General features: G+C 66.1%; 21 protein-coding genes and 5 tRNA genes. 18 read left to right on the top strand and 8 right to left on the bottom strand.

Features of this window, described 5'->3' with window-relative positions; all coding sequences use genetic code 11:
- Nucleotides 1-5: 5 nt before the first annotated feature.
- The 6 genes from lon (at nt 6) to ACXJLH_RS08275 (ending at nt 3,205) form a co-directional block, all read left to right on the top strand.
- The gene (gene lon, locus ACXJLH_RS08300; protein ID WP_056198238.1) at nt 6-2,420 is read left to right on the top strand and encodes an endopeptidase La; all 2,415 of its coding nucleotides are present in this window, start codon (nt 6-8) and stop codon (nt 2,418-2,420) included.
- Nucleotides 2,421-2,521: 101 nt separating this feature from the next.
- Nucleotides 2,522-2,597, top strand: a tRNA-Gly gene (locus tag ACXJLH_RS08295).
- A gap of 77 nt (nt 2,598-2,674) precedes the next feature.
- Nucleotides 2,675-2,748, top strand: a tRNA-Cys gene (locus tag ACXJLH_RS08290).
- A 12-nt stretch (nt 2,749-2,760) separates the two neighbouring features.
- A tRNA-Gly gene (locus tag ACXJLH_RS08285) sits at nt 2,761-2,836 on the top strand.
- A gap of 46 nt (nt 2,837-2,882) precedes the next feature.
- Nucleotides 2,883-2,958, top strand: a tRNA-Gly gene (locus tag ACXJLH_RS08280).
- Nucleotides 2,959-3,116: 158 nt separating this feature from the next.
- A tRNA-Leu gene (locus tag ACXJLH_RS08275) sits at nt 3,117-3,205 on the top strand.
- A gap of 5 nt (nt 3,206-3,210) precedes the next feature.
- Here ACXJLH_RS08275 and murI read toward each other — a convergent pair.
- The gene (gene murI / locus ACXJLH_RS08270) at nt 3,211-4,038 is read right to left on the bottom strand and encodes a glutamate racemase (RefSeq protein WP_457443397.1); all 828 of its coding nucleotides are present in this window, start codon (nt 4,036-4,038) and stop codon (nt 3,211-3,213) included.
- A 172-nt stretch (nt 4,039-4,210) separates the two neighbouring features.
- On the opposite strand from murI, the gene ACXJLH_RS08265 reads away from it, so the two are divergent.
- The 6 genes from ACXJLH_RS08265 to ACXJLH_RS08240 all read left to right on the top strand — a co-directional run bounded on the left by ACXJLH_RS08265 (nt 4,211) and on the right by ACXJLH_RS08240 (nt 11,541).
- A complete protein-coding gene (locus ACXJLH_RS08265; protein ID WP_457325331.1) occupies nt 4,211-4,966 on the top strand; it encodes an electron transfer flavoprotein subunit beta/FixA family protein in 756 nt (251 codons plus the stop codon).
- Between the two features lie 29 nt (nt 4,967-4,995).
- On the top strand, nt 4,996-5,928 hold the full coding sequence (locus ACXJLH_RS08260; protein WP_457443395.1) for an electron transfer flavoprotein subunit alpha/FixB family protein: 933 nt from the start codon (nt 4,996-4,998) through the stop codon (nt 5,926-5,928).
- A gap of 77 nt (nt 5,929-6,005) precedes the next feature.
- Nucleotides 6,006-7,793, top strand: coding sequence for an acyl-CoA dehydrogenase (locus ACXJLH_RS08255; protein WP_457393493.1), 1,788 nt, complete (start codon nt 6,006-6,008; stop codon nt 7,791-7,793).
- A gap of 11 nt (nt 7,794-7,804) precedes the next feature.
- A complete protein-coding gene (locus tag ACXJLH_RS08250; RefSeq protein ID WP_457393491.1) occupies nt 7,805-8,758 on the top strand; it encodes an NAD(P)H-dependent flavin oxidoreductase in 954 nt (317 codons plus the stop codon).
- A 149-nt stretch (nt 8,759-8,907) separates the two neighbouring features.
- Nucleotides 8,908-9,414 (top strand): hypothetical protein, encoded by a 507-nt coding sequence (locus tag ACXJLH_RS08245; protein ID WP_457443393.1) that lies wholly within the window; start codon nt 8,908-8,910, stop codon nt 9,412-9,414.
- Between the two features lie 348 nt (nt 9,415-9,762).
- On the top strand, nt 9,763-11,541 hold the full coding sequence (locus tag ACXJLH_RS08240) for a beta-1,3-glucanase family protein (RefSeq protein ID WP_457443391.1): 1,779 nt from the start codon (nt 9,763-9,765) through the stop codon (nt 11,539-11,541).
- 21 nt (nt 11,542-11,562) lie between these two features.
- Here the strand turns inward: ACXJLH_RS08240 and ACXJLH_RS08235 are convergent, their stop codons facing one another.
- The 6 genes from ACXJLH_RS08235 to pdxR form a co-directional block, all read right to left on the bottom strand.
- The gene (locus ACXJLH_RS08235; protein ID WP_457393485.1) at nt 11,563-12,318 is read right to left on the bottom strand and encodes a trimeric intracellular cation channel family protein; all 756 of its coding nucleotides are present in this window, start codon (nt 12,316-12,318) and stop codon (nt 11,563-11,565) included.
- Between the two features lie 48 nt (nt 12,319-12,366).
- Entirely contained in the window at nt 12,367-13,932 is a 1,566-nt protein-coding gene (locus ACXJLH_RS08230) for an ABC transporter substrate-binding protein (protein ID WP_457393483.1), read from the bottom strand.
- Nucleotides 13,933-13,937: 5 nt separating this feature from the next.
- Complete coding sequence (locus ACXJLH_RS08225) at nt 13,938-15,512, bottom strand: ABC transporter substrate-binding protein (protein ID WP_457443389.1); 1,575 nt, start codon at nt 15,510-15,512, stop codon at nt 13,938-13,940.
- Complete coding sequence (locus ACXJLH_RS08220; RefSeq protein ID WP_457443387.1) at nt 15,509-17,077, bottom strand: ABC transporter substrate-binding protein; 1,569 nt, start codon at nt 17,075-17,077, stop codon at nt 15,509-15,511. Before ACXJLH_RS08220 ends, ACXJLH_RS08225 begins: the two co-directional genes overlap by 4 nt.
- 68 nt (nt 17,078-17,145) lie before the next feature.
- On the bottom strand, nt 17,146-17,448 hold the full coding sequence (locus ACXJLH_RS08215; protein WP_157281759.1) for a hypothetical protein: 303 nt from the start codon (nt 17,446-17,448) through the stop codon (nt 17,146-17,148).
- 8 nt (nt 17,449-17,456) lie between these two features.
- Complete coding sequence (gene pdxR, locus ACXJLH_RS08210; protein WP_457443386.1) at nt 17,457-18,905, bottom strand: MocR-like pyridoxine biosynthesis transcription factor PdxR; 1,449 nt, start codon at nt 18,903-18,905, stop codon at nt 17,457-17,459.
- Nucleotides 18,906-18,970: 65 nt separating this feature from the next.
- Here pdxR and ACXJLH_RS08205 point away from each other — a divergent pair, with 65 nt between their 5' ends.
- From ACXJLH_RS08205 to ACXJLH_RS08195, 3 genes are all read left to right on the top strand, one after another.
- Nucleotides 18,971-19,396, top strand: coding sequence for a hypothetical protein (locus ACXJLH_RS08205; RefSeq protein WP_457443384.1), 426 nt, complete (start codon nt 18,971-18,973; stop codon nt 19,394-19,396).
- Nucleotides 19,393-20,013: a hypothetical protein gene (locus tag ACXJLH_RS08200; protein ID WP_457443383.1), complete on the top strand. Its 621-nt coding sequence runs from the start codon at nt 19,393-19,395 to the stop codon at nt 20,011-20,013. The genes ACXJLH_RS08205 and ACXJLH_RS08200 overlap by 4 nt, the downstream gene beginning before the upstream one ends.
- Nucleotides 20,014-20,087: 74 nt before the next feature.
- Entirely contained in the window at nt 20,088-20,729 is a 642-nt protein-coding gene (locus tag ACXJLH_RS08195; RefSeq protein ID WP_457443381.1) for a dihydrofolate reductase family protein, read from the top strand.
- A gap of 7 nt (nt 20,730-20,736) precedes the next feature.
- Here ACXJLH_RS08195 and ACXJLH_RS08190 read toward each other — a convergent pair whose 3' ends face one another.
- Nucleotides 20,737-21,165 (bottom strand): winged helix-turn-helix transcriptional regulator, encoded by a 429-nt coding sequence (locus tag ACXJLH_RS08190; protein ID WP_457443379.1) that lies wholly within the window; start codon nt 21,163-21,165, stop codon nt 20,737-20,739.
- A gap of 48 nt (nt 21,166-21,213) precedes the next feature.
- On the opposite strand from ACXJLH_RS08190, the gene ACXJLH_RS08185 reads away from it, so the two are divergent.
- From ACXJLH_RS08185 to ACXJLH_RS08175, 3 genes are all read left to right on the top strand, one after another.
- On the top strand, nt 21,214-21,795 hold the full coding sequence (locus tag ACXJLH_RS08185) for a hypothetical protein (protein ID WP_457323427.1): 582 nt from the start codon (nt 21,214-21,216) through the stop codon (nt 21,793-21,795).
- Nucleotides 21,796-21,871: 76 nt separating this feature from the next.
- Nucleotides 21,872-22,414 (top strand): 3'-5' exonuclease, encoded by a 543-nt coding sequence (locus ACXJLH_RS08180; protein ID WP_457393467.1) that lies wholly within the window; start codon nt 21,872-21,874, stop codon nt 22,412-22,414.
- A gap of 51 nt (nt 22,415-22,465) precedes the next feature.
- Nucleotides 22,466-23,278, top strand: a complete 813-nt coding sequence (locus ACXJLH_RS08175) for a substrate-binding periplasmic protein (RefSeq protein WP_457443377.1) — start codon at nt 22,466-22,468, stop codon at nt 23,276-23,278.
- The last annotated feature ends 20 nt before the right edge of the window (nt 23,279-23,298 follow it).

The raw sequence follows: 23,298 nt of genomic DNA, 5'->3' as shown, positions 1-23,298 counted from the left end.
TCTTCATGTCCGGACATCCCATCCTCCCCGCCGACCCCATCACGCTGCCGCTGCTGCCGCTGCGCGATGTCGTCGTCTTCCCGCACATGGTCATCCCGCTGTTCGTGGGCCGGCCCAAGTCCATCAAGGCGCTGGAAGCCGCGATGGAAGCGGGCCGCCAGATCATGCTCGTGGCCCAGAAGGCCGCCGGCAAGGACGAGCCCAAGCCCGAAGACATGTTCGAGGTCGGCTGCGTCTCCAGCATCCTGCAGATGCTCAAGCTGCCTGATGGCACCGTGAAGGTGCTGGTCGAAGGCCTGCAGCGCGCTACGACCCTGTCCATCACCGAGCCGGGTGAGCACTTCGTTGCTGAAGTCACGCCCATTCCGCCCGAGACCGAGCATGCGCCTGAAGTCGAGGCCCTGCGCCGCGCCGTCACTCAGCAGTTCGACCAGTACGTCAAGCTCAACAAGAAGATCCCGCCCGAGATCCTCACGTCCATCGGCGGCATCGACGATCCGGGTCGCCTGGCCGACACCATCGCCGCCCACCTGCCGCTCAAGCTTGATGCCAAGCAGGCCGTGCTGGACCTGGCCGAAGTGGCCAAGCGCCTGGAAAAGCTGCTCGACCTGCTCGAGCACGAGGTCGACATCCTGCAGGTCGAAAAGCGCATCCGTGGCCGCGTCAAGCGCCAGATGGAGAAGAGCCAGCGCGAGTACTACCTGAACGAGCAGGTCAAGGCCATCCAGAAGGAGCTCGGCGACGGCGAAGAAGGCGCCGACATGGAGGAGCTCGAGAAGAAGATCCTCGCGGCCCGCATGCCCAAGGAAGCGCGCAAGAAGGCCGACGCCGAGCTGAAGAAGCTCAAGCTGATGTCGCCCATGTCCGCCGAAGCGACGGTGGTGCGCAACTACATCGACACGCTGGTCAACCTGCCCTGGAGCAAGAAGACCAAGATCAAGCACGACCTCAAGAACGCCGAGGACGTGCTCAACGAAGACCACTACGGCCTCGAGAAGGTCAAGGACCGCATCCTTGAATATCTCGCGGTGCAGCAGCGCGTCGAGAAGGTCAAGGCGCCCATCTTGTGCCTGGTCGGCCCTCCGGGCGTCGGCAAGACCTCGCTCGGCCAGAGCGTGGCACGCGCCACCGGCCGCAAGTTCATCCGCATGGCGCTGGGCGGCGTGCGCGATGAAGCCGAGATCCGCGGCCACCGTCGCACCTACATCGGCTCCATGCCGGGCAAGGTGCTGCAGTCGCTGACCAAGGTTGGCACGCGCAATCCGCTGTTCCTGCTCGACGAGATCGACAAGCTGGGCATGGACTTCCGCGGCGATCCGTCCTCGGCGCTGCTGGAAGTCCTGGACCCGGAGCAGAACCACACCTTCGGCGACCACTACATCGAGGTCGATTTCGACCTGTCGGATGTGATGTTCGTGGCCACGTCCAACTCGATGAACATCCCGCCGGCCCTGCTGGACCGCATGGAAGTCATCCGCCTGTCGGGTTACACCGAGGACGAGAAGGTCAACATCGCGCAGACCTACCTGCTGCCCAAGCAACGCAAGAACAACGGCGTGCTGGACGAGGAGCTGGATGTCACCGAGTCCGCCGTGCGCGGGATCATCCGCTACTACACGCGTGAAGCCGGTGTGCGTTCGCTTGAACGCGAGATGTCCAAGATCTGCCGCAAGGTGGTCAAGGGCATCCAGCTCAAGACCTACGAAGGCAAGGTCACCGTCACCGAGGACAACCTCAACGACTTCCTCGGTGTGCGCAAGTACGACTTCGGTCGTGCCGAGAAGAAGAACCAGGTCGGCCAGGTGGTCGGTCTCGCGTGGACCGAAGTGGGCGGCGATCTGCTGACCATCGAAGCCACCGCGATGCCCGGCAAGGGCAACATCATCCGCACCGGTTCGCTGGGTGACGTGATGAAGGAGTCCGTCGAGGCTGCTCGCACGGTGGTGCGTTCGCGCGCCCGTCGCCTGGGCATCAAGGACGAGGTCTTCGAGAAGCGCGACGTGCACGTCCACGTGCCCGACGGCGCAACGCCCAAGGACGGCCCGAGCGCGGGTGCCGCGATGACCACTGCCTTCGTGTCTGCACTGACCGGCATCCCGGTGCGTGCCGATGTCGCGATGACTGGCGAAATCACATTGCGCGGCGAAGTCACCGCCATCGGTGGCCTGAAAGAAAAGCTGCTCGCCGCTCACCGTGGTGGTATCAAGACCGTGATGATTCCGGAAGACAACGTCAAGGACCTGCAGGACATCCCCGAAAACGTGAAGAACCAGCTCGAGATCGTGCCGGTCCGATGGATCGAACGCGTACTCGAAGTCGCCCTGGAAGCCATGCCAACGCCGTTGCCCGACGAAGAGGTGGCCGTTGCCGCCGCCAAGCCGGAAGAGGCCGCGGCCAAGAGCACGGTGGTGCCGCACTGAGTGCGACTGGCTTGTCATCCGACCAAAAATTGGATTACAATGCCAGCTTCGCTAGATAGGCAGCTGCATAGCTGACTGACTAGAGAAATGAAGGAAACAAAGCGGGATTAGCTCAGTTGGTAGAGCGATACCTTGCCAAGGTATAGGTCGAGAGTTCGAGCCTCTTATCCCGCTCCAAGATTTTCCGAAAGGGAAGCCCAGGCTTCCCTTTTCCGTCAGGGTCGCACCAAACGACTCTGGCTTGGGTTTACGGCGGCGCGATAGCAAAGCGGTTATGCCCCGGATTGCAAATCCGGTTAGTCCGGTTCGACTCCGGATCGCGCCTCCAAAAAAGCACCATGCGGGTGTAGCTCAGTTGGTAGAGCGCAACCTTGCCAAGGTTGAGGTCACGAGTTCGAGCCTCGTTACCCGCTCCAAAAAATCGGTCGCACCGATGTTCAGCTGCAAGGCTGAATGAAATGCGCGGGTGTAGCTCAGTTGGTAGAGCGCAACCTTGCCAAGGTTGAGGTCACGAGTTCGAGCCTCGTTACCCGCTCCAATTCACGGGAGATTCGATCAGTCGGATCTCCCGTTTTCTTTGGCACTTTGCGCGCAGCCTCTGACACGCAGGGGTTTGTTGGCTGCATCTAACGGTACTCCGTGAGGCAACGCGCAAAGCGCCTGATCTTTTCTGCGGCCCGGATAATTCCGCTCGCCGCCCGGGTGGCGAAATCGGTAGACGCAGCGGACTTAAAATCCGCCTTCTGGAAACGGAAGTACGGGTTCGAGTCCCGTCCCGGGCACCAAGCCTTCAAACGGTCAGCGCTTGCTGGCCGTTTTTGCTTTCCGGCTGCCACGCCTGCACGGCTATGTCTTTCCAGCCCAGCACCTGCGCGAGCCACGCGCGCAGCGCCGCGGGGTTCCCACTCGTTTCGACGGCGAGGGACGGCTCTCCCGTGCTGGCTCCCCAGAGATCGGCCGCACGTCGTGCGACGGCGGTCTCGATGCGTAGCAATTTGACGGATGGACCGAGCGCCGCCTGCCACAGCGGCTCGATCAGCGGATAGTGCGTGCACCCCAGCAGCGCCGTGTCCACGCCGGCAGCGCGCAGCGGCGCGCAGTAGTGCTCGACGAGGGCGCGTAGCTCAGCGCTGGCGAGGTCACCAGCTTCGATGCGGTCGACGACGCCGGGGCAGCCCTGCACGACGACTTCGTGCGCACCGGCGTGCCGCTCGACCAGCGCAAGCAGCCGAGCGCTTGTTGCCGTGGCCGGCGTGGCCAGCAGGCCGATCCGGCCATTGCGCGTCGCCGCAACCGCGGGTTTGATGCCTGGCTCGGTGCCCACGAAGGGAAGGGTGGGCCAACGCGCGCGCAGCGCCTCGATGGCGTGCGCCGTGGCCGTGTTGCAGGCAACGACGATGAGCTCGGCGCCGCTGGCGATCAGATGTTCGGCGATGACCAAGCTGCGCTGTTGGATGTCTTCGGGCGTGCGAGCACCGTAGGGGGCATAGGCCGTATCGGCGAGGTAGCGCAGGCGCACACCGGGCAGCAGCTGGCGCAGTTCGTGCAACACCGTGAAGCCGCCGACACCGGAGTCGAAGATGCCGATTTCTCGGCTCGGGGAGGGATCGATCTGCATGGGCGCGAGCAGTCTAGCTTCTCGATTCGAGAGGCCTCCCCAAAAAGAGTTCCCCCAGCGCTGTCCGGCGTCTGGCTAGAATCGAACGATCGTGCTTTTTTAAGCGCAGCTCTCCCGAAGAGCGCCCGTAGAATCTGGTTAACGTTTACGTCAATTCGAGCTGGAGTTTTCGATGAAGGTCTTGGTTCCTGTCAAACGCGTCGTCGACTACAACGTCAAGGTGCGCGTCAAGAGCGACGGCACGGGCGTCGACATTGCCAATGTGAAGATGTCGATGAATCCCTTCGACGAGATCGCCGTCGAAGAGGCCGTGCGCCTGAAGGAGAAGGGCGTCATCACCGAGGTGATCGCCGTGTCCTGCGGTGTCACGCAATGCCAGGAGACCCTGCGCACTGCAATGGCCATCGGTGCCGACCGCGCCATCCTGGTGGAGACACCTGCAGATCTCGAACTGCAGCCACTGGCCGTCGCCAAGCTGCTGAAGGCGCTGGTCGACAAGGAAGGCCCGAGCCTGGTCATCCTCGGCAAGCAGGCCATCGATGACGATTGCAACCAGACCGGCCAGATGCTGGCCGCGCTGACGGGCATGCCGCAGGGCACGTTCGCCTCCAAGGTGGAGGTGGCCGGCGACAAGGTGTCCGTTACTCGTGAAGTGGACGGCGGCCTCGAGACCGTGTCGCTGAGCCTGCCGGCCGTCATCACSACCGACTTGCGCCTGAACGAGCCGCGTTACGTGACGCTACCCAACATCATGAAGGCCAAGAAGAAGCAGCTCGACATCGTCAAGCCTGCCGACCTGGGCGTGGACGTGACGCCGCGCATCAAGACGCTGAAGGTCAGCGAGCCGCCCAAGCGCGGTGCTGGCGTGAAGGTGGCCGATGTGGCCGCCCTCGTCGCCAAGCTGAAGAACGAAGCCAAGGTCATCTGACCGCTCGCCCCCGATTTGGAGACTTTGAGATGACCGCACTCGTCATTGCAGAACACGACAACGCCCACATCAAGGGCGCCACACTGAACACCGTCACTGCTGCCGCTGCCACGGGCGGCGAAGTGCATGTGCTGGTGGCCGGCCACAACGCCGCCGCCGCCGCCGCCGCTGCCGCCCAGATCGCCGGCGTCACCAAGGTGCTGCACGCCGACTCTGCCGCGCTGGCCGAAGGCCTGGCCGAGAACGTCGCCGCGCAAGTGATCGCACTGGCGTCTGGCTACAGCCACCTGCTGTTTCCCGCCACCGCTGCGGGCAAGAACGTTGCGCCCCGCGTCGCCGCGCTGCTGGACGTGGCTCAGCTGAGCGACGTGACCAAGGTCATCAGCGCCGACACCTTCGAGCGCCCGATCTACGCTGGCAACGCCATCGCGACCGTGCAGAGCGGTGACGCGACCAAGGTGCTGACCGTGCGCACGACGGGCTTCGACCCGGCCGCTGCATCCGGTGGTTCGGCTGCCGTCGAAACCGTGGCCGCCGCCGCCGACAGCGGCAAGAGCAGCTTTGTCGGCCGTGAGGTGACCAAGAGCGACCGCCCCGAGCTGACCGCCGCCAAGATCATCGTGTCAGGTGGCCGCGCGCTGGGCTCGAACGACAAGTTCATGGAAGTGCTGACCCCGCTGGCTGACAAGCTCGGCGCGGCCCTCGGCGCTTCGCGCGCCGCCGTTGACGCGGGCTACGCGCCCAACGACTGGCAGGTGGGCCAGACCGGAAAGATCGTCGCCCCCCAGCTCTACGTGGCTTGCGGCATCTCGGGTGCCATCCAGCATCTGGCCGGCATGAAGGACTCCAAGGTCATCGTCGCGATCAACAAGGATCCGGAAGCGCCGATCTTCTCGGTGGCCGACTACGGCCTGGAGGCCGACCTGTTCACGGCCGTGCCGGAACTCGTCGCTGCGCTGTAAATCCACGCGCCACCGCACTCCGGGCGCCCCGACTTCGTCTGTCGCGGCGCCCTTTTTGCCTCTTTCAGGAGTAACCAATGAGTTACCGCGCCCCCGTCAAGGACATGCTCTTCAACATCCAGCACCTCGCCGGTCTGGAGACCCTAACGAAACAAGTCCCTGCCTTTGAGGACTTCGGCCTGGACACGGCCGCCGCCGTGCTGGAGGAATGCGCCAAGCTGACGCAGGACGTCATCGCGCCGCTGAACTTCGAGGGTGACAAGAACCCGTCGAGCTGGAAGGACGGCGTGGTCACGACGACACCCGGCTTCAAGCAGGCCTTCCGTGCCTACGCGGAGGGCGGCTGGCAGGGTTTGGTCCATCCGACCGAATTCGGCGGCCAGGGCGCACCCAAGACGATTGCGGCGGCCTGCAACGAGATGCTGCAGTCGGCCAACATGAGCTTTGCGCTGTGCCCGCTGCTGACCGATGGCGCCGTCGAGGCGCTGCTGACCGCGGGCAGCGACGAGCAGCGCGCCGTCTACATCCCCAAGCTGCTGGACGGCTCGTGGACCGGCACGATGAACCTGACCGAGCCGCAGGCGGGCTCCGACCTGGCGCTGGTGCGCACGCGCGCCGAGCCAGTGGGCGATGGCACCTACAAGATCTTCGGCACCAAGATCTTCATCACCTACGGTGAGCACGACATGGCCGAGAACATCGTCCACCTCGTGCTGGCCCGCGTCGTCGGCGCGCCCGAGGGCGTGAAGGGCATCAGCCTGTTCCTCGTGCCGAAGTTCCTCGTCAATGCCGACGGCGCGCTGGGCGCCCGCAACGATGCGCACTGCGTGTCCATCGAGCACAAGATGGGCATCAAGGCCAGCCCGACGGCGGTGCTGCAGTTCGGCGATCACGGCGGCGCCGTGGGCACGCTGATCGGCCAGGAGAACCGCGGCCTGGAGTACATGTTCATCATGATGAACGCGGCCCGTTACGGCGTGGGCCTGCAGGGCATTGCGATCGCCGACCGCGCGTATCAGAAGGCCGTGGGCTATGCGAAGGACCGCGTGCAGTCGCGCCCGGTGGACGGTTCGGTGGCTGGCAGCGCTGCCATCATTCACCACCCCGACGTGCGCCGCATGCTGATGACGATGCGCGCGCTGACCGAGGGCTGCCGCGCGATGGCGAGCACGGCCGCAGCGGCCTTCGATGCGGCCCATCACCATCCCGACCCGGATGCGCGCAAGCAGAACCAGGCCTTCTACGACTTCATGGTGCCGCTGGTGAAGGGCTACAGCACCGAGATGAGCCTGGAGGTCACTTCGCTGGGCGTGCAGGTGCATGGCGGCATGGGCTTCATCGAAGAGACCGGTGCGGCGCAGTACTACCGCGACGCCAAGATCCTGACCATCTACGAAGGCACGACGGCCATCCAGGCCAATGACCTCGTGGGCCGCAAGACGGCGCGCGATGGTGGCCAACTGGCCCGCGCCGTGGCCGGCCAGATTGAAGTGACGGAAGGCGAACTGGCCAAGCGCGACAGCGTCGCCGCTCGCGCTGTGCTGAAGGCCCTGCGCGCCTCGCGTGAGGATTTCCTCGCCGTGGTCGACTTCATCGCCGGCTCGGCCAAGAGCAATCCGAATGCGGCCTATGCCGGCTCGGTGCCCTATCTGATGCTGGCGGGCAACCTCGTCGCTGGCTGGCAACTGGCCCGCGCTTTGATGGTGGCGGAAGACGCCTTGGCGACTGACAAGGAATTCATGGCCGCCAAGATCGTGACCGCGCGCTTCTATGCCGAACACATCCTGCCGCGTACCAGCTCACTGCGTGCCGCCATCATTGATGGCGCCGACAGCGTGACGGAACTCAGCCTCGAAGCTTTCTGACGGAGTCCAACTTGGCCCTGCCTCCCATCCTGAAGAACCTGCCGCTGCCCGCCATCGGCTCGCCGCTGTTCATCATCAGCAACCCCAAGCTCGTCATCGAGCAGTGCAAGGCCGGCATCGTCGGCTCCATGCCGGCGCTCAACGCGCGGCCGGCCGAGTTGCTCGACGAGTGGCTGGCCGAGATCACCGAGACGCTGGCGGCCTACAACCGCGCCAATCCGGACCAGCCCGCCGCGCCGTTTGCTATCAACCAGATCGTGCACAAGAGCAATGAGCGGCTCGAGCACGACATGCAGGTCTGCGCCAAATACAAGGTGCCCATCGTCATCACGAGCCTGGGTGCGCGTGAAGACGTGAACAACGCCGTGCATGCCTGGGGCGGCATCGTGCTGCACGACATCATCAACAACAAGTTCGCCAGGAAGGCCATCGAGAAGGGCGCCGACGGCCTCATCGCGGTGGCGGCCGGTGCGGGCGGTCATGCGGGCGTGAAGAGCCCGTTTGCGCTGGTCCACGAGATCCGCGAATGGTTCGACGGCCCGCTGGCGCTGTCGGGCTCGATGGCCACTGGCGACGCCATCCTGGCCGCCCAGGCCATGGGCGCCGACCTGGCCTATATCGGCTCGGCCTTCATCGCCACCGACGAGGCCCGCGCGACCGACGCCTACAAACAGATGATCGTGGCCAGCAACAGCGACGACATCGTCTACAGCAATCTCTTCACCGGCGTGCATGGCAACTACCTGCGCGGCTCCATCATTGCTGCCGGCATGGATCCGGACAAGCTGCCCGAGAGCGACCCGAGCGCCATGAACTTTGGCGGCAGCGCGGCCAAGGCCTGGAAGGAAATCTGGGGCAGCGGCCAGGGCATCGGCGCGGTGCGCGAGGTGCTGCCGGCTGCGGAGCTGGTGGCGCGGCTCAAGCGCGAGTACGCGGCAGCGCGGGCGCGCCTGGCGCTGAACTGACGCGGCGTCTGGCTTGCTACGGCGGCCGCCTGCGGGCGGCCGTTCTTCTTGGTGGGATGGAGCCCACCAATCCTAGGCGCAGGCGCAGGCGCAGAGGTTCGTCGCTACCATCGCGGCCCCCAACCGTTTTCATCGATCTGCAGATGCCCTTGAAGCCCAAAGCCATCCTCGTCTACAGCGCCGCCCTCCTGTTCAGCCTCCAGGCCGCCGCCCAGGAGCCCCAGCCGCCCCAGCCTGCGGATGCCCCGGTGGCGGCTGCGGCCGAGCCAGCGGCAAGGCCCGCTTCGGCGAGTGACGCCAAGGCGCTGCCCCGCTTGTCCGTGCGTTGGGACTGCGGCGACTGCGAGCAGAACCCCAAGGTCGGCCCGCTGATCGAGCAGACCTACGAAGCGCAAGCGACGTCCAAGGGGTACAGCGTCGCTCCCGTCGAGAGTGCCGAGGTCGTCATCAAGGAATACCGCCAGCGCCCCCCGGCTGCACGCGTCATGCTGGGCATCTTTGCGGGCAAGGACAAGCTGGCCACCAGGCTGAGCTTTCGCGGCAAGGAATACGTCGCCAGCGACTATTCGGCCAATGCCTTCCAGGGCATGAACAGCCTGTGCGAATCCGTGGCGAAACAGGCGCTGGCTCAGGTGCTGTCGGCGATCAAGGAATGAGCGAGTTCCGCTGACCGTGGTCTGCCACCTGATGCGACGGCCGCCCTCGGGCGGCCGTTTCCTTTGGTGGGTTTCCTGTCCCTGAAGCGGGCGACTCATGAAAACGTCTCGCACGGGTTTTCCATGAAACCGCTTTCTCGCCTCTCCCAGGAGGATGCGACGCAAATTTGAAAGCGCTTTCAATGCGCTTTTGAATAGCGACCTGACCCCGGGAGCGGCTGCATGCCGGGGCGCGCAGTAGGTCTTCGCAGTCGAGACACCGGCCAGGGAAGGGCCATGCCGCCCCTCTCAGCGTTGGGACCCCGAACGACCCGCCGATCCCCACGACGAGCGGGCAAGGAGACAAAGGTGAATCTTGTTTTGCGTTGCTTGCGCCTGCTCGGCGTTTGCTGGTTGCTGGCTATCTCAGGTCTTTGCCTGCTCGGCACCACCTCGGCCCTGGCCCAGGACTACACACAGGGTGTCGAAGTCAGCGGCACGACAGCCACGATCTGGTTCAAGTCCAACGTGTCGACCACCTGGGTCGACGCCCACTACACGGTCAACAACGGCCCGCAGCAGAACATCCGCATGACGGCCGCCAATGGCCGCCATGAGCAGAAGGTCACCGTCGCCACCGGCAACGTGATCGGCTACTGGTTCACCTACAACAACGGCACGCCGGCCTACGACACGCCCAAGTTCAGCTACACGGTGGGCAGCCCCCCCGTCGCGACCGGGCCGGTCTGCTTCTATGCCGACATCAACTACACCGGCGACAGCTTCTGCGCGAGCGCGGATTCGAGCTGGATCGGCGCTGCCTGGAACGACCGCGTGTCGTCCGTGAAGGTGCAGGCCGGCTACCAGGCCACGCTGTTCAACGACGTCAGCTACGGCGGCGGCTCGCTGGTGCTGACGGCCAACGAGCCCAATCTCGTCAACCGCGGCTTCAACGACCTGACCTCGTCCTACCGCGTCGGTACCAGCACCAACACGGGTGCCTGGAACGGCCGCACCACCTTCAACATCGTCAACCAGACGGGTGGCCGCTGGCCCGACGACCAGGTCTACTGGGCCATCATTGGCAAGGACTGGGCGACAGGCAAGTTCGTGCGCGTGGACGCCTCGGGCAACTTCATCCCCATGGCAACGAGCGACAACGGCGCGCTGACCAAGGGCGGCCAGACGTACACCAACTACTTCCACAAGCTCAGCGCCACGCGCTCGATCACCATCCCGGCGCTGAACTCGGCCCGCATCCTGATGTCGGTGGGCTCGCCGATGTACATCAAGGTCGTCGTCGACGGCAATGGCAACATCGGCTATGCCGGCGCCAACATCGAGAACCCCACCGACCCCAACATCGACGTCTACTTCGATTTCGGCGAGATGGCCATCATCCCGCTGGGCCAGCCGGATCAGGGCATCTTCATCAACACGACGCGTGTCGATCACTTCGGCTTCCCGCTGAAGCTGCGCGTCCAGGGCCTGGGTGGCTACGACCAGACCGTGGGTGAAGCGCTGACCGAGACGCGTGACCAGCTCTTCAGCAAGTTCATCGCCGAAGTGCCGGCGCAGTTCAAGCCTCTCGCGCAGGCGCCGTACTCGCCGTACCGGATCATGGCCCCGGCCCACGGCACCTTCAAACCCGGCCAGGCCAACGCCAACTACCTGCAGCCCTACATCGACGCCGTCTGGGCCCGCTACCGCAACGAAGACCTCGTCTTCACGCTGCAGAACCTGGGCACCTTCCGCGGCCGTGTCAGCGGTGACCGCTTCACCTTCACCGGCGGCTCACCGGCCGGCACGTTCTACATCAACGGCAAGCCCGACACGGCCATGGTGCTGCTGGGCGCCGGCCTGCTGGCGGACGCCAGTGGCAACCCGACCAACACGGGCACGCAGTTGCAGCTGCAGGCCCAGATCTGCGCCGCGCTGAACCGCCACGTGATGGAGCAGCCGGCCAACTGGTACGTGCAGACCGCCCATTACCCAGCCGGCCAGCTGGGCAACTGGTACGCCAAGTTCTGGCACGACCACAGCATCAACAAGAAGGCCTACGGCTTTGCGTATGACGACGTGGGCGACTTCAGCCCGTCGTTGCACACGACGGCGCCGACGACGGTGACGTACACGATCGGCTGGTAAACCGGTCCTGCCGCCTGGCCGTCAACGCTTGGCGTTGATGCGCCAGGCCGGCAGCGTCCACCCTGTCCACAGCGCCAGGCCGCGCAGCAGCACCGCTGTGCCGGCCGCAGCGCTGATGGCGGCCCACTGCGGCGCGTCCAGCCGCACGGCCGCGACCAGCACCCAGCCGCCGACAAAGCTGCACAGCGCATAGGGCCGGTGGTCGTGGAAGGCGGCGGGGATCTCGTTGCAGACGATATCGCGCAGCACGCCGCCAAAGGTGGCCGTGATGACGCCCATCAGCACCGCGACGATGGGCGGCTGGCCCATGTCCAGCGCGATCAAGGCGCCGTTGGCCGTGAACAGGCCCAGCCCCAGTGCATCGGGCCACTGGATGGCCTTCTCCGTCAGCGCCAGGTGGCGCCGGCGCAGGAAGAGCATGGCGGCGAAGGACAGTGCCATCAGCGCCCACAGCCAGTCCGCATGCTCGACCCAGAAGAAGGGCCGGCGGTCCAGCAGCACATCGCGCAGCGTGCCGCCGCCAAAGGCCGACAGGCCCGCGACGATGCACAGGCCAACGACGTCGAGATGCTTGCGCGCGCCGGCCAGCAGGCCGGACAACGCGAAGGCCAGGGTGGCCGTGATCTCGACGACGGACTGGATCGTCGAGAAGTTGATGATGGGCGGCTTGATCACCCCAGCGTCATCTTCCACCGGGGTTGCTTGCGGGCCGAGCGCCGGGCCGCTCCCTAGCCGGCCCGCCCAGGCGATGTGCTTGCCGGTCGAACCGGCAAGCATCGCCGTCCCCTCGGGGGACCGGCCAAGGTATTCCTTGGACGAGGGGCTTCACTTCACTGTGGCCCATTTGGCTTGCGGGGCATCGTTGGCCGAGTGCGGAATGGTCAGACCGGCCTTCATCGCCCAGGGACGCACCTGGTGGTGGATGGGGATGAAGAGGAATTCGTCGCGCGTGCGCTTCAGAGCCTCCTGCATCAGCGCCAGGCGCTTGGGCACATCGGTCTCGACCTTCATCTGCTGCACCAGGGCATCGACCTTGGCGTCGCTGACCTTGGAGAAATTGCCCTTGCCATCGGCGCCGCCGGTCTTGGTGTGGACGATGTCCTGCAGCGTGTACTGCGCATCAAAGGTCGTCACGCCCCAGCCGTACATGTACAGCGGCAGCTCGTAGCGCTGCATGGCGGCCGAGTGCTGGGTCATGGGCTGCGTCGACAGCTTGGCCTTCACGCCGATGCGCGTCCACATCGACACCACCGCCTGGCAGATCTCCTCGTCGTTGACGTAGCGGTCGTTGGGGCAGGCCAGCGGCACCTCGAAGCCGTCCGGGTAGCCGGCCTCCGTCATCAACTGCTTGGCGCGCGCCACGTCGGGCTTTTGCACCGTGTCCAGCTCGGCCGAGTGGCCGTAGGCGACGGGCGCCACCATGATGGCCGCCGGCACCGACAGGCCGCGCATCAGGCTGCGCTTGATGGCCTCGCGGTCGATGGCCAGCGACATCGCCTCGCGCACGCGCTTGTCCTTGAAGGGGTTCTTGCCCTTCACGTTGCTGCCCTTGATCTCTTCGCTGCCCAGGTCCAGCGCGAAGAAGATGGTGCGGTTCTCCGGACCGTCGATGACCTTGAGGCGCGGGTCGGCCTTGAGCTTGGCGACGTCCTGGGGTGGCAGGTCGGTCAGCAGATCGAGGTCGCCCGACAGCAGGGCGGCCACGCGGGTTGCGTCGGACTTGATGGGCAGATAGGTCAGCTCCGAGATATTGCCCTTGGGCTTGTCCCACCAGTCCTTGTTGGCCACCATGCTGATGCGCTGGTCCGGCTGCCAGGCCGTGATCTTGAACGGCCCCGTGCCCATCGCGTTGCGGGAGGCATAGGTGTCCTCCTTGGCCTTGAAGTCCTGCGGGTTCTCGGAGCGGTTCTTGGTCGCCCAGGCCTTGCTGACGATGCGCACATAGGTCAGGTTGCGCGTCAGCACGGGGTTGGGGCCTTCGAGCATGAAGTCCACCGTGTGGTCGTCGATCTTCTTCACCTCCTTGATGCCGGAGGCATAGATGATCATGTTGCTGGCCGGGTGCTTGATGCGCTGCAGGCTGAAGACGACATCATCCGCCGTGAAGGGCGTGCCGTCATGGAACTTGACGCCGCGGCGCAAATCGAACCGCACCTGGGTTGGTGTCACGAAGGTCCACTTGGCGGCCAGCGCCGGCTCGACGTCGAACTTCTCCGTGTAGCGGGTCAGGCCCTCATAGGCATAGCCCGTGATGGTCGACGTGGCCGAGTGGTTCTGCGAATGCGGATCCAGCGTCTGGATGTCGTTCTGGGCCGCCCAGCGCAGTGGGTCGGCCGTGGCGGTCAGTGCGGTAGCCAGCCAGGCGGCGGCCCAAAGGGTGGAGATTTTCATGAGCTTCATGGAAGGGTGGTGAAGCGGGCCTCGAAGGTGTCGTTCGAGCGGTGCAGGGTCTGGACGCCGGGTTTCATGGCCCAGGGCCGGATCTGATGATGCACCGGAATGAAGAGGAACTCGTCGCGCACACGCAGCAGGGCCTCGCGGATCAGCGCGTTGCGGGCGCTCGCGTCGGGCTCGAACTGGATGCGCTCGACGAACGTGTCCAGCGCCGCGTCGGCGAGGTGGTTGAAGTTCTGGCCGCCGTTGCCGCGCGCATCGCGGCTGTGGCCCCAGGCCTGCAGGCCCTGATGGGCGTCGTAGGTCGGCATGGAAATGCCGATCAGGTAGAACGGCGACTCATAGCGTTCCAGCGCCTGGATGTGCAGGCTCATCGGCTGGGCGTTGAGCCGCACCCGCACGCCGATGCGGGCCCACATCGCCACCGCGGCCTGGCAGATCTGCTCGTCGTTGACGTAGCGGTTGTTGGGGCAGCGCAGCGGCAACTCGAAACCCTGCGGGTAGCCAGCCTCGGCCAGCAGCTTGCGGGCCTTGTCGGCGTCGAGCTTCAGCGGCGTATCCAGCGCTGCGTCGTAGCCGGTGACGCCAGGCGGCACCATCAGCGCTGCGGGCACCGACAGGCCGCGCATGATGCTGCGCTTGATGGCCTCGCGGTCCAGAGCAAGGGTCAGCGCCTCGCGCACGCGCTTGTCCTTGAAGGGGTTGCGGCCCTTGACGCTGGAATCGCGCAGTTCCTCGCTGCTTTGGTCCATGGCGAAGAAGACGGTGCGCACCTCGGCGCCCTCCATCAGCTTGAGGCGGTTGTCCGTCTTGAGCCGCTGGTAGTCCTGCGGCGGCACGTCGGTGACAAGGTCGACATCGCCCGACAGCAGTGCCGCCACGCGCGTGGGCGCCGACTTGATCGGCAGATAGGTCAGTTCGGTGACGTTGCCCTTGTTGCTGTCCCACCAGTCCTTGTTGATGACCATCTGCACGGCCTGGTCGGGCTGCCAGCTGACGAGTCGGTAGGGGCCGGTGCCGTTGGCGTTGCGCGAGGCGTAGTTCTCCTCCTTGGCCTTGAAGTCCTCGACATGGCTGGCGTGGTTGCGCACCGCCCAGGCGCGGCTCAGGATGGCGAAGTTGACGAGGTTCTGCAGCAGCAGCGGCGCCGGCGCCTCCAGCATCACAGCGATGCTGTAGTCACCCAGCTTGCGGATCTCGCGGATGCCCGACACATAGGCCTGCATCGAGCCCTGCGGCTCGCGGATGCGCGCGAAGCTGAAGATGACATCGTCGGCGGTGAAGGGGCTGCCGTCGTGGAACTTCACGCCGTGGCGCAACTCGAAGCGCACCTGGGTCGGCGACACATAGGTCCAGCGCGTCGCCAGCGCGGGCTCGGGCTGGTAGTTCTCGCCCCGCCGCGTCAGGCCCTCGTAGACCTGGGCGGCAATGGTCAGCGAGGTGGTGTGGTTCTGCGAATGCGGATCCAGCGTCAGGATGTCGTTCTGCGCGGCCCAGCGCAGCGGGGCCGCGCTGGCGGACAGGGCGGCAAACAGCCCGCAGGCCAGGGCCGTGAGAACGCCATGTCGCGCCCTCACTTGATGGTGGTGTAGCGAGCCTCGAAATAGTCGTTCGAGCGGTGGATGGTCTCGACGCTCGGCTTCATCGCCCAGGGCCGGATCTGGTGGTGGATGGGCACGAAGAGGTATTCGTCGCGGATGCGCAGCAGGGCTTCCTTGATGAGGGCGTTGCGCTTGGGCACGTCGGGCTCGAACTTGATCTTCTGGATCAGGCCATCGAGCGTCGCGTCGCTGACCTTGCCGAAGTTGAAGTTGCCGTCCGCGCCGTTGGTGCGCGTGTGGCCCCAGGCCTGCATGCCGTAGAGGGCGTCATACGTGGAGACGCCCCAGCCCAGCATGTAGAACGGCGACTCGCCGCGCTGGAAAGTCTGGCTGTGGGTGGAGAAGGGCTGGGCGATGAGGCGCACCTTGACGCCGATCTTGGCCCACATCGACACCGCCGCCTGGCAGACCTGCTCGTCGTTGACGTAACGGTTGTTGGGGCAGTGCAGCGGCACCTCGAAGCCCTGCGGGTAGCCGGCCTCGGCGAGCAGCTTGCGGGCCTTGTCGAGGTCGGGCTTGAGCGGTGCATCGAGTGCTGCGTCATAGCCGTTGACACCCGGCGCAATCATCAGCGCCGCCGGTACCGACAGGCCACGCATGATGCTGCGCTTGATGGCCTCGCGGTCCAGGGCCAGGTTCATGGCCTCGCGCACTTTTCTGTCCTTGAAGGGGTTCTTGCCCTTCACATTGGACTCGCGCAACTCCTCGCTGCCCTCGTCCATGACAAAGAAGACGGTGCGGATCTCCGAGCCTTCCAGCAGCCTGACCTTGCCTTCTTCCTTGAGCTTGAAGAAGTCCTGCGGCGGCAGGTCGGTGACGATGTCGACGTCGCCCGACAGCAGGGCCGCCACGCGCGTCGGCGGAGACTTGATCGGCAGATAGCTCAGCTCGGTGACATTGCCCGGGTTCTTGTCCCACCAGTCCTTGTTGGCCACCATCTTGACGGCCTGGTCGGGCTGCCAGCTCACCAGCTTGTAGGGCCCGGTGCCATTGGCATTGCGGCTCGCGAAGTTCTCTTCCTTGGCCTTGTAGTCCTGGGTGTTGGTCGTGTTGTTCTTGGTCGACCAGACCTTGCTCATGATGGGGAAGCTGATGATGTTCTGCAGCAGCATCGGCGTCGGCGCCTCGAGGATGAAGTCGACGGTGTGGTCGTCGATCTTCTTGACCTCCTTGATGCCCGAGACATAGGTCTGCTTGGTGCCCTGGGGCTGGGTGATGCGGCCGAAGCTGAAGACGACGTCGTCGGCCGTGAAGGGCGAGCCGTCATGGAACTTGACGCCCTTGCGCAGGTCGAAGCGCACCTGGGTCTGGGAGAGGTAGGTCCACTTGGTCGCCAGCGAGGGCTCGGGCCGGTACTCGCGGCTCAACCGCGTCAAGCCCTCGTAGATGTGGGTGCCGATGGCGTTGGAGGTGTTGTGGTCCTGCGAGTGCGGGTCCAGCGTCAGGATATCGTTTTGTGCGGCCCAGCGCAGTGGGGCGGCAGTGGCCACTCCCAGCGTCAGTGCGGCCAGCAGGGGCAGGAGTCGGAGCAGAGATTTCATGCGGCTTTCCTTGAGAATGGCAGGACGGCAGAAGCCAAAAATACTAGCCGCGACCCCGGGGGTGCCGGCTACGGTTTTCCCTCGGGTTCTAGTGAGCAATCGCAACCGGCACCCGCGGCGATCCAGCGCTTCACCAGCCAGCCGCCCAACTTCCCGATGAAGCCGCTCGGTTGCGCCGCTAGTGCGCCGCACACATAGCGTGCGCCGTCCCAGCGCAGTGCGACGCATGCACCTTTGAGGCGCCGGCTCAGCACGACGCCCAGCGGGCAGGGCTCGGCCAGGCAGCAGACGCCGCAGCCGTTGCAAGCCTGGCCGAACGCGGGCTTGGGCGGCGCGTCGGGGTGGATTTGGATGATCCGTGTCTGGCCCATGGGTTGAATCATGGGCCAGAAGATGGCCCGGACCGCAGCGCCTGCCGCAATCGGCCTGCCACCTCGCCCGCCTGTTCGGTCCTGACATTGGTGAAGCCGATCAACAGGCCCTGGCCGGCCTCGTGCTGGACGGCATGGGCAGACAGCGCGGACGGCGCCAGGCCCTGAGCGCGGGCGCGCAGGACCAGGCCGGTGTCCGGCTCGTGTCCGGGGAAGCGGGCCAGCAGCGTGAGGCCGCCCTCGGGAGCCGCCAGCGCGATGCCGTTACCGAATTCAGCTTGCAGGGCGCGGGTCAGCGCCACGCTGCGTTCGGCATAGCGAAGCCGCATGCGGCGCAGGTGCCGGGCGTAGTGGCCACCGGCCATGAAGGCGGCCAGGGCGGCCTGTTCCTGTTGGGCATGGCCGCGGTGGGACAGTTCGCAGGCGGCGGCCGTGGCCTCGACCCAGGCCGCGGGTGCGACGAGATAGCCCAGCCTCAGCCCGGGGAACAGCGTCTTGCTGAAGCTGCCGGCATAGAACACCCGGTCGCGCCGGTCGACGCTTTTCAGTGCTGCCGGTTTGCGGCCGATGTAGTGGAATTCGCTGTCGTAGTCATCTTCCAGCACCCAGGCGTCGGCGGCCTGGGCCCAGTCGAGCAGCGCCTGGCGGCGTTGGAGTGACAGCGCCACGCCCAGCGGGCTTTGGTGGCCAGGCGTGACGACGGCGAGCCGGGCGGCCGGGTGGTGTTGCCGCGCATAGGCCACGTCCAGGCCGGCCGCATCGACCGGGATGAAGGCCAACTGCAGCTGCGCCGCTTCCAGCGCGCGCCGGGCGAAGCGGTAGCCGGGATCCTCGAACCAGACTTCCGCGCCAGGCGGCGCCACCAGGCCGACGACCAGTTGCTGCGCGGCCTGGTAGCCGGCCGTGACGAAGATCTGTGCGGGGTCGCACGCAATGCCGCGCGACACCAGCAGGTAGGCCGCGATGGCGGCGCGCAGTTCCGGCAGGCCGCGCGGGTCGGGGTAGCAGAAGCGCTGCGCGTCCAGACGCCGTGCCGCGCCGGCCGTCAGGCTGGCCCAGAGCGTGCGTGGGAATAGGTCCAGCGCCGGCAGGCCGCCGCGAAAGGGCCAGAGGTAGTCGTCGGGCAAGGTGAAGGCCGCTGCCCGCGCGATGGCAGGCGTCGCGCCCTGCATCAGGCTGCCCGGCTTCAGGTCGGGCGCCACCACGGTGCCGGCAGCACCGCGCCCGAGGATGCAACCCTCACCGGCCAGCCGCCCATAAGCCGCGTCGACGGTGCCGCGGGCCACATTCAGCTGGGCGGCCAGGCTGCGCGTGGACGGCAGGCGCTCGCCTGGCGCCAGCCGCCCGTCTGCGATGGCCTCACGGATGCGCTGGTAGACCTGGTCCTGCAACGGTTGGGCTGACGCGGTTTCCAGGCGCAGCGCGTCCAGCGGGGAGAGTGATGGCGGTGCGCTCATGGCCCAGTCAATTCGCGCGGATTTGGCTCTGTTGGATCGGGCCATTCTCCGGGAGAGTCTGGGCCATGGACACGCAGCTTCGATCCTCCGCCGCCGACATCAGCGCCAGGGCACCGCTCTCCGCGGCCCGGCAGGCCCTCGCACTCGCGCCGGCCCTTGCGGCGATGAGCTACCCGTTCTGGCTGCGGGCCTTCCATGCCGTCGGCCCGCAATGGCCTCTCGCGGCGCTGCCGCTGCTGGCCGCCTTCGCGATGCCACTGGTCGCCGCGCTGCTGTGGCTGCGCGCGGCCCGCGCGGCGCCCCGCTCGGTCTTCGAACTCCGGGCGCGCCGACTGGCCCTGCTGGGCGTCGCGGCGCCGCCGCTGTTCGTGTTCTGCGCCTTCCTGTTGGGCGTGCTGGGCCGCCCGATCTCCGAGCCGCTGGCTTGGGTGGCCGCATGGTTGGCCGCCGGCCTGTGGGCGTGGGCGCCCCCCGCAGGGCCGAGCCCGTGACCGCCCCGCCGGCGGACATGACCGCGCGCGCTGCCCATGGCGTGGTGGCGGCGATGGTGCTGGCCTTCATCGGCTTTCACCTCGTCAACCACCTGTTCGGGCTGCTGGGCCCGCAGGCGCATGCGGCCGTCATGAAGGCTGGGCGCGGCGTCTACCGCATGCCCGCGGTCGAAGCCATGCTGGTGGCGCTGCTGTTGCTGCAGCTCTGCCTTGGCGCGTGGCTGGCCTGGCGCTGGAGCCGGTTGCGCATGGATGTCTACCGCGCCGTGCAAGTGATGACAGGTGTCTATCTCGGCTTCTTCCTGCTCACGCACATGAACTCGGCCCTGGTGTCGGCGCGCACCTTGCGAGGCATCGAGACCGACTGGGCCTGGGCCTCGGGCGCGCCGCAAGGCTTGCTGCTGGACGCCTGGAATATCCGCCTGCTGCCGCACTATGCGCTGGGCGTGTTCTGCGTGCTCGCCCACCTGTGCTGCGGCCTGCGCAGCGTGCTGCTGGCGCATGGCTGGCGGGCGGCGAGCGTCAACCGCGGCTGGCTGGCGGGTTTGATCGCCGCGGTCGCGGTATCGACACTCATCGTGGCCGGCTTGTGCGGCCTGCGGTTGCCCGGCGCTTGAGTCCACGCTGCGAGACGCTAGGCTCCACGCAGGCACCGTCCCTCCCACCACACCGCACGACAAGAGAGTTCAAGATGTCCAAGGTCAGCGTCGCGGCATTCAGCATTTCCATCGACGGTTTCGCGGCAGGGCCGTGCCAGAGCCTGGAGGCGCCGCTGGGCGCAGGCGGCGAGCAACTGCACGAGTGGATGTTCCCGACGCGCACCTTCAAGCAGATGCTCGGCAGCGAAGGCGGCAGCACCGGTGCCGACGATCGCTTCGCGGTGCGCAGCTTCGAGAGTGTCGGCGCCTGGATCCTGGGCCGCAACATGTTCGGCCCCGTGCGCGGCCCCTGGCCCGACGAGACCTGGAAGGGCTGGTGGGGTGCCAATCCGCCTTACCACGTACCTGTGTTCGTGCTGACCCACCACGCCCGGCCGCCGCTGCAGATGGAAGGCGGCACGACCTTTCACTTCGTGATGGACGGAATCGAAGCCGCGCTGCGGCAGGCGAAGCACGCCGCCGCGGGCAAGGACGTGCGCATCGGCGGCGGTGCTCAGACGATTCGTCAGTATCTGCAGGCCGGTCTGATCGACGAGATGCACCTGGCCGTCTCGCCGGTGCTGCTGGGCAGCGGCGAGTCGCTGCTGGGTGGCCTGGACATGCCGGCCCTTGGTTGGCGCATCACCGAGCGCGAAAGCTCGGGGCAGGCGATGCATGTGGTGATGGCGAGGTGACGTGGCTTCAAGGCGCGGCGGCGACGTCGCAGGTCGCGCGAGCGTCGACGCCGACGTCCAGTGGGGCAGTTGCGCAAGCGGCTTGATGCGCTGCGCCCCAGCGACGGATTTCCTCGGCCACCGGCAGCACCGACAGCCCATGCGGCGTGAGCCCGTATCGCACAACGGCCGGCACAGGCCCCGTGCGCTCGCGGCTCACCAGGCCGTCGGCCTGCAGCTCATGCAGCTGCTCCGCCAGCACCTTGGCCGACACGTCCGGCAGGCTGCGCCGCAGCGCCGCGAAGTGCAGCGGGCCATCGGCCAGCCGGTACACCACGAACAACTTCCAACGCCCACCGATGGCCGCCAGCGCCGCCGTCAGCGCGCAGCCGGGGATGGCGTTGCCACGCGCCGGGCGAGGACGGTTACCTGCAGGTGCCTTCTTGGCAGTGGACATGGTGCTGCATAGAGTGAACCGGGTCAGTCTAGTCACCCATCCGAGTTCATGCCTTCCCAACACACCCGCCGCACTGCCGCTTCCCTGCTCGTTGTCGCCGGCGCCAGTGCCATCGCCGCACCGGCAGCCAGCGCGCCGCCGCTGCCCGCAACGCCGGCGGGCGCGCCGCAGGACTTCGAATTCGAGCACGGCAAGTGGTACACGTCGCTGCGCCGCCGCCTGCGGCCCCTGAGCGGTTCCGACACCTGGGCCGAGTACACGGGCACGACCCTCGTGCACCCGCTGCTGGGCGGTCGCGCGAATCTCGTCGAACTGGACGTCTCGGGCCCCGAGGGGCGCATCCAGGGCTTGTCGCTGCGGCTCTTCGAGGTGCAGCGGCAAAGGTGGACGCTCAACTTCGCCAACGCTGCATCGGGCACGCTCGCCGCGCCGATGGTGGGTGGCTTCGGCGGCAGCCCACGTGGCCTCTTCTACAGCGCCGAGGACTTCAATGGCCGCCAGATCCTGGTGCGCTTCGCCATTGAATCCCTCGGCACCGACCGCTGTCGCTTCGAACAGGCGTTTTCAGCCGATGGGGGCGTGACCTGGGAGGTCAACTGGGTTGCGGTGGATACGAGGAGGTCATACTGAAGCGATGGAGAGACCCACGAGCGAACAGATAGCAGCGTTGCCGCCTTACCCCGCGTTGCCGCTCGACCGGATCCACGTGCTTCGCGACGCGGACCAATGCGACTTCGCTGAAGCAGAACTGCGCCTGGCCGGCCAGGTCGGCTTCGACACCGAAAGCAAGCCCATGTTCGTCGCTGGCGGTGAGCAGACGGGCCCGCACATCGTGCAGTTCGCGACTGCGGGGCATGCCTTCATCGTACATACGGAAGCGCCGGAGACTGCAGGCTTCCTGCGCGCCATCCTTGAGTCTGAGGTCATCGTCAAGGTGGGGTTCGGCATCGTGTCCGACCGCGTGCCCTTGCACAGGAAGCTGGGCGTGCAGCTCAGCGGTGGGGTCGATGTTTCGCACATGGTGCGGCGACTGGGTTTCCAGCAGGCCGTCGGCCTCAGGGCCGCCGTCGCCATCGTGCTGGGCCAGCGCATGCCCAAGTCCAAGAAAGTCACCACCTCCAACTGGGCCACCCGCAAGCTCAGCCCCCAGCAGCTGCAGTACGCGGCCAACGACGCGCATGCGTCGCTGCTGGTGTATCAGGCGCTCCAGGCGATGCCAATGGAGCTTGCGAGAGCTTCATCTCCATGAGTGACCCTGCCAACGGCCACCCTCCAGCCGTCTGAGTTCTAAACTCAAGAGATGAAGCCGGTCCTGACTTGTCTGGTGGCGACCCTGTTCGCCAGTGCTGGACTGCAGGCCCATGAGACTCCCTGCGGGCCGTATCAAGTGGCCTTTTACGAAACGGGCTTGCTGTATTTCAAGAATGCCGCAGGCGACTACGTCGGCATCGACCGCGACGTCGTCGAGGAAGTCAGCAGGCGCACGGGCTGCTCCTTGGTGCGAGTCATGGAGTCCCGCGTGCGAACCTGGACGGCGCTGGCCGGGGGTGCGCTTGACATGACGGTCTCGGGCATAGAAACGCCTGAGCGGCAGAGGTTTGCGCACTTCGTTCCTTATGTCCTGAACAATCGCAACTACCTGATCGTGCGCAACGAGCTGGCTGCCACGACGAAGACCATGGACGAGTTCCGGGCGCGAAAGTTTCTGCGCCTGGGTGTAGTCAAGGGTTTTGTCCATGGCGCAACGCTGGACCCCTGGATCGAATCGCTCCGTCGCGAAGGCCGCATCGATGAAGTGGCAGATCTGGAAGTTCTCGCCAGAGTCTTTGCTGTAGGGCGCGTCGATGCCTTCCTCAGCCAACCGGTGGTCTGGGCCCCACTACTCACGCGCAACCAGCTGGACGGAAAGGTCCAAATCCTCGACTTCGCGCCGCAGGACAACGCAGTCCTGGGGCTCGTGCTGTCGCGCCAGCGGGTTGCGGCCGTCGACGTCGACAAGATGCGCAACGCGATCGAGCTGATGCGCACCGACGGCACGCTTGAGACGATCTTTGCGCGCTATGTTGACCGGCCGACAGCCCGAGCGCTTGCAGCGCGACCCAGCGGAAAGTAGCGGCGGGCAAGCGCCCGTGG

Source organism: Roseateles sp. P5_E4, assembly GCF_054049255.1.
This window is presented reverse-complemented; position numbering and strand designations above follow the sequence as displayed.

Excerpts from the sequence above, each read along its gene's own strand:
- ACXJLH_RS08205 (WP_457443384.1), top strand. The coding sequence starts at position 18,971 with ATGGACACGCAGCTTCGATCCTCCGCCGCCGACATCAGCGCCAGGGCA.
- ACXJLH_RS08175 (WP_457443377.1), top strand. The coding sequence starts at position 22,466 with ATGAAGCCGGTCCTGACTTGTCTGGTGGCGACCCTGTTCGCCAGTGCT.
- ACXJLH_RS08255 (WP_457393493.1), top strand. The coding sequence starts at position 6,006 with ATGAGTTACCGCGCCCCCGTCAAGGACATGCTCTTCAACATCCAGCAC.
- ACXJLH_RS08195 (WP_457443381.1), top strand. The coding sequence starts at position 20,088 with ATGTCCAAGGTCAGCGTCGCGGCATTCAGCATTTCCATCGACGGTTTC.
- ACXJLH_RS08235 (WP_457393485.1), bottom strand. The coding sequence starts at position 12,318 with ATGCTTGCCGGTTCGACCGGCAAGCACATCGCCTGGGCGGGCCGGCTA.
- ACXJLH_RS08260 (WP_457443395.1), top strand. The coding sequence starts at position 4,996 with ATGACCGCACTCGTCATTGCAGAACACGACAACGCCCACATCAAGGGC.
- ACXJLH_RS08185 (WP_457323427.1), top strand. The coding sequence starts at position 21,214 with ATGCCTTCCCAACACACCCGCCGCACTGCCGCTTCCCTGCTCGTTGTC.
- murI (WP_457443397.1), bottom strand. The coding sequence starts at position 4,038 with ATGCAGATCGATCCCTCCCCGAGCCGAGAAATCGGCATCTTCGACTCC.
- ACXJLH_RS08190 (WP_457443379.1), bottom strand. The coding sequence starts at position 21,165 with ATGTCCACTGCCAAGAAGGCACCTGCAGGTAACCGTCCTCGCCCGGCG.
- pdxR (WP_457443386.1), bottom strand. The coding sequence starts at position 18,905 with ATGAGCGCACCGCCATCACTCTCCCCGCTGGACGCGCTGCGCCTGGAA.
- ACXJLH_RS08215 (WP_157281759.1), bottom strand. The coding sequence starts at position 17,448 with ATGGGCCAGACACGGATCATCCAAATCCACCCCGACGCGCCGCCCAAG.
- ACXJLH_RS08220 (WP_457443387.1), bottom strand. The coding sequence starts at position 17,077 with ATGAAATCTCTGCTCCGACTCCTGCCCCTGCTGGCCGCACTGACGCTG.
- lon (WP_056198238.1), top strand. The coding sequence starts at position 6 with ATGTCCGGACATCCCATCCTCCCCGCCGACCCCATCACGCTGCCGCTG.
- ACXJLH_RS08230 (WP_457393483.1), bottom strand. The coding sequence starts at position 13,932 with ATGAAAATCTCCACCCTTTGGGCCGCCGCCTGGCTGGCTACCGCACTG.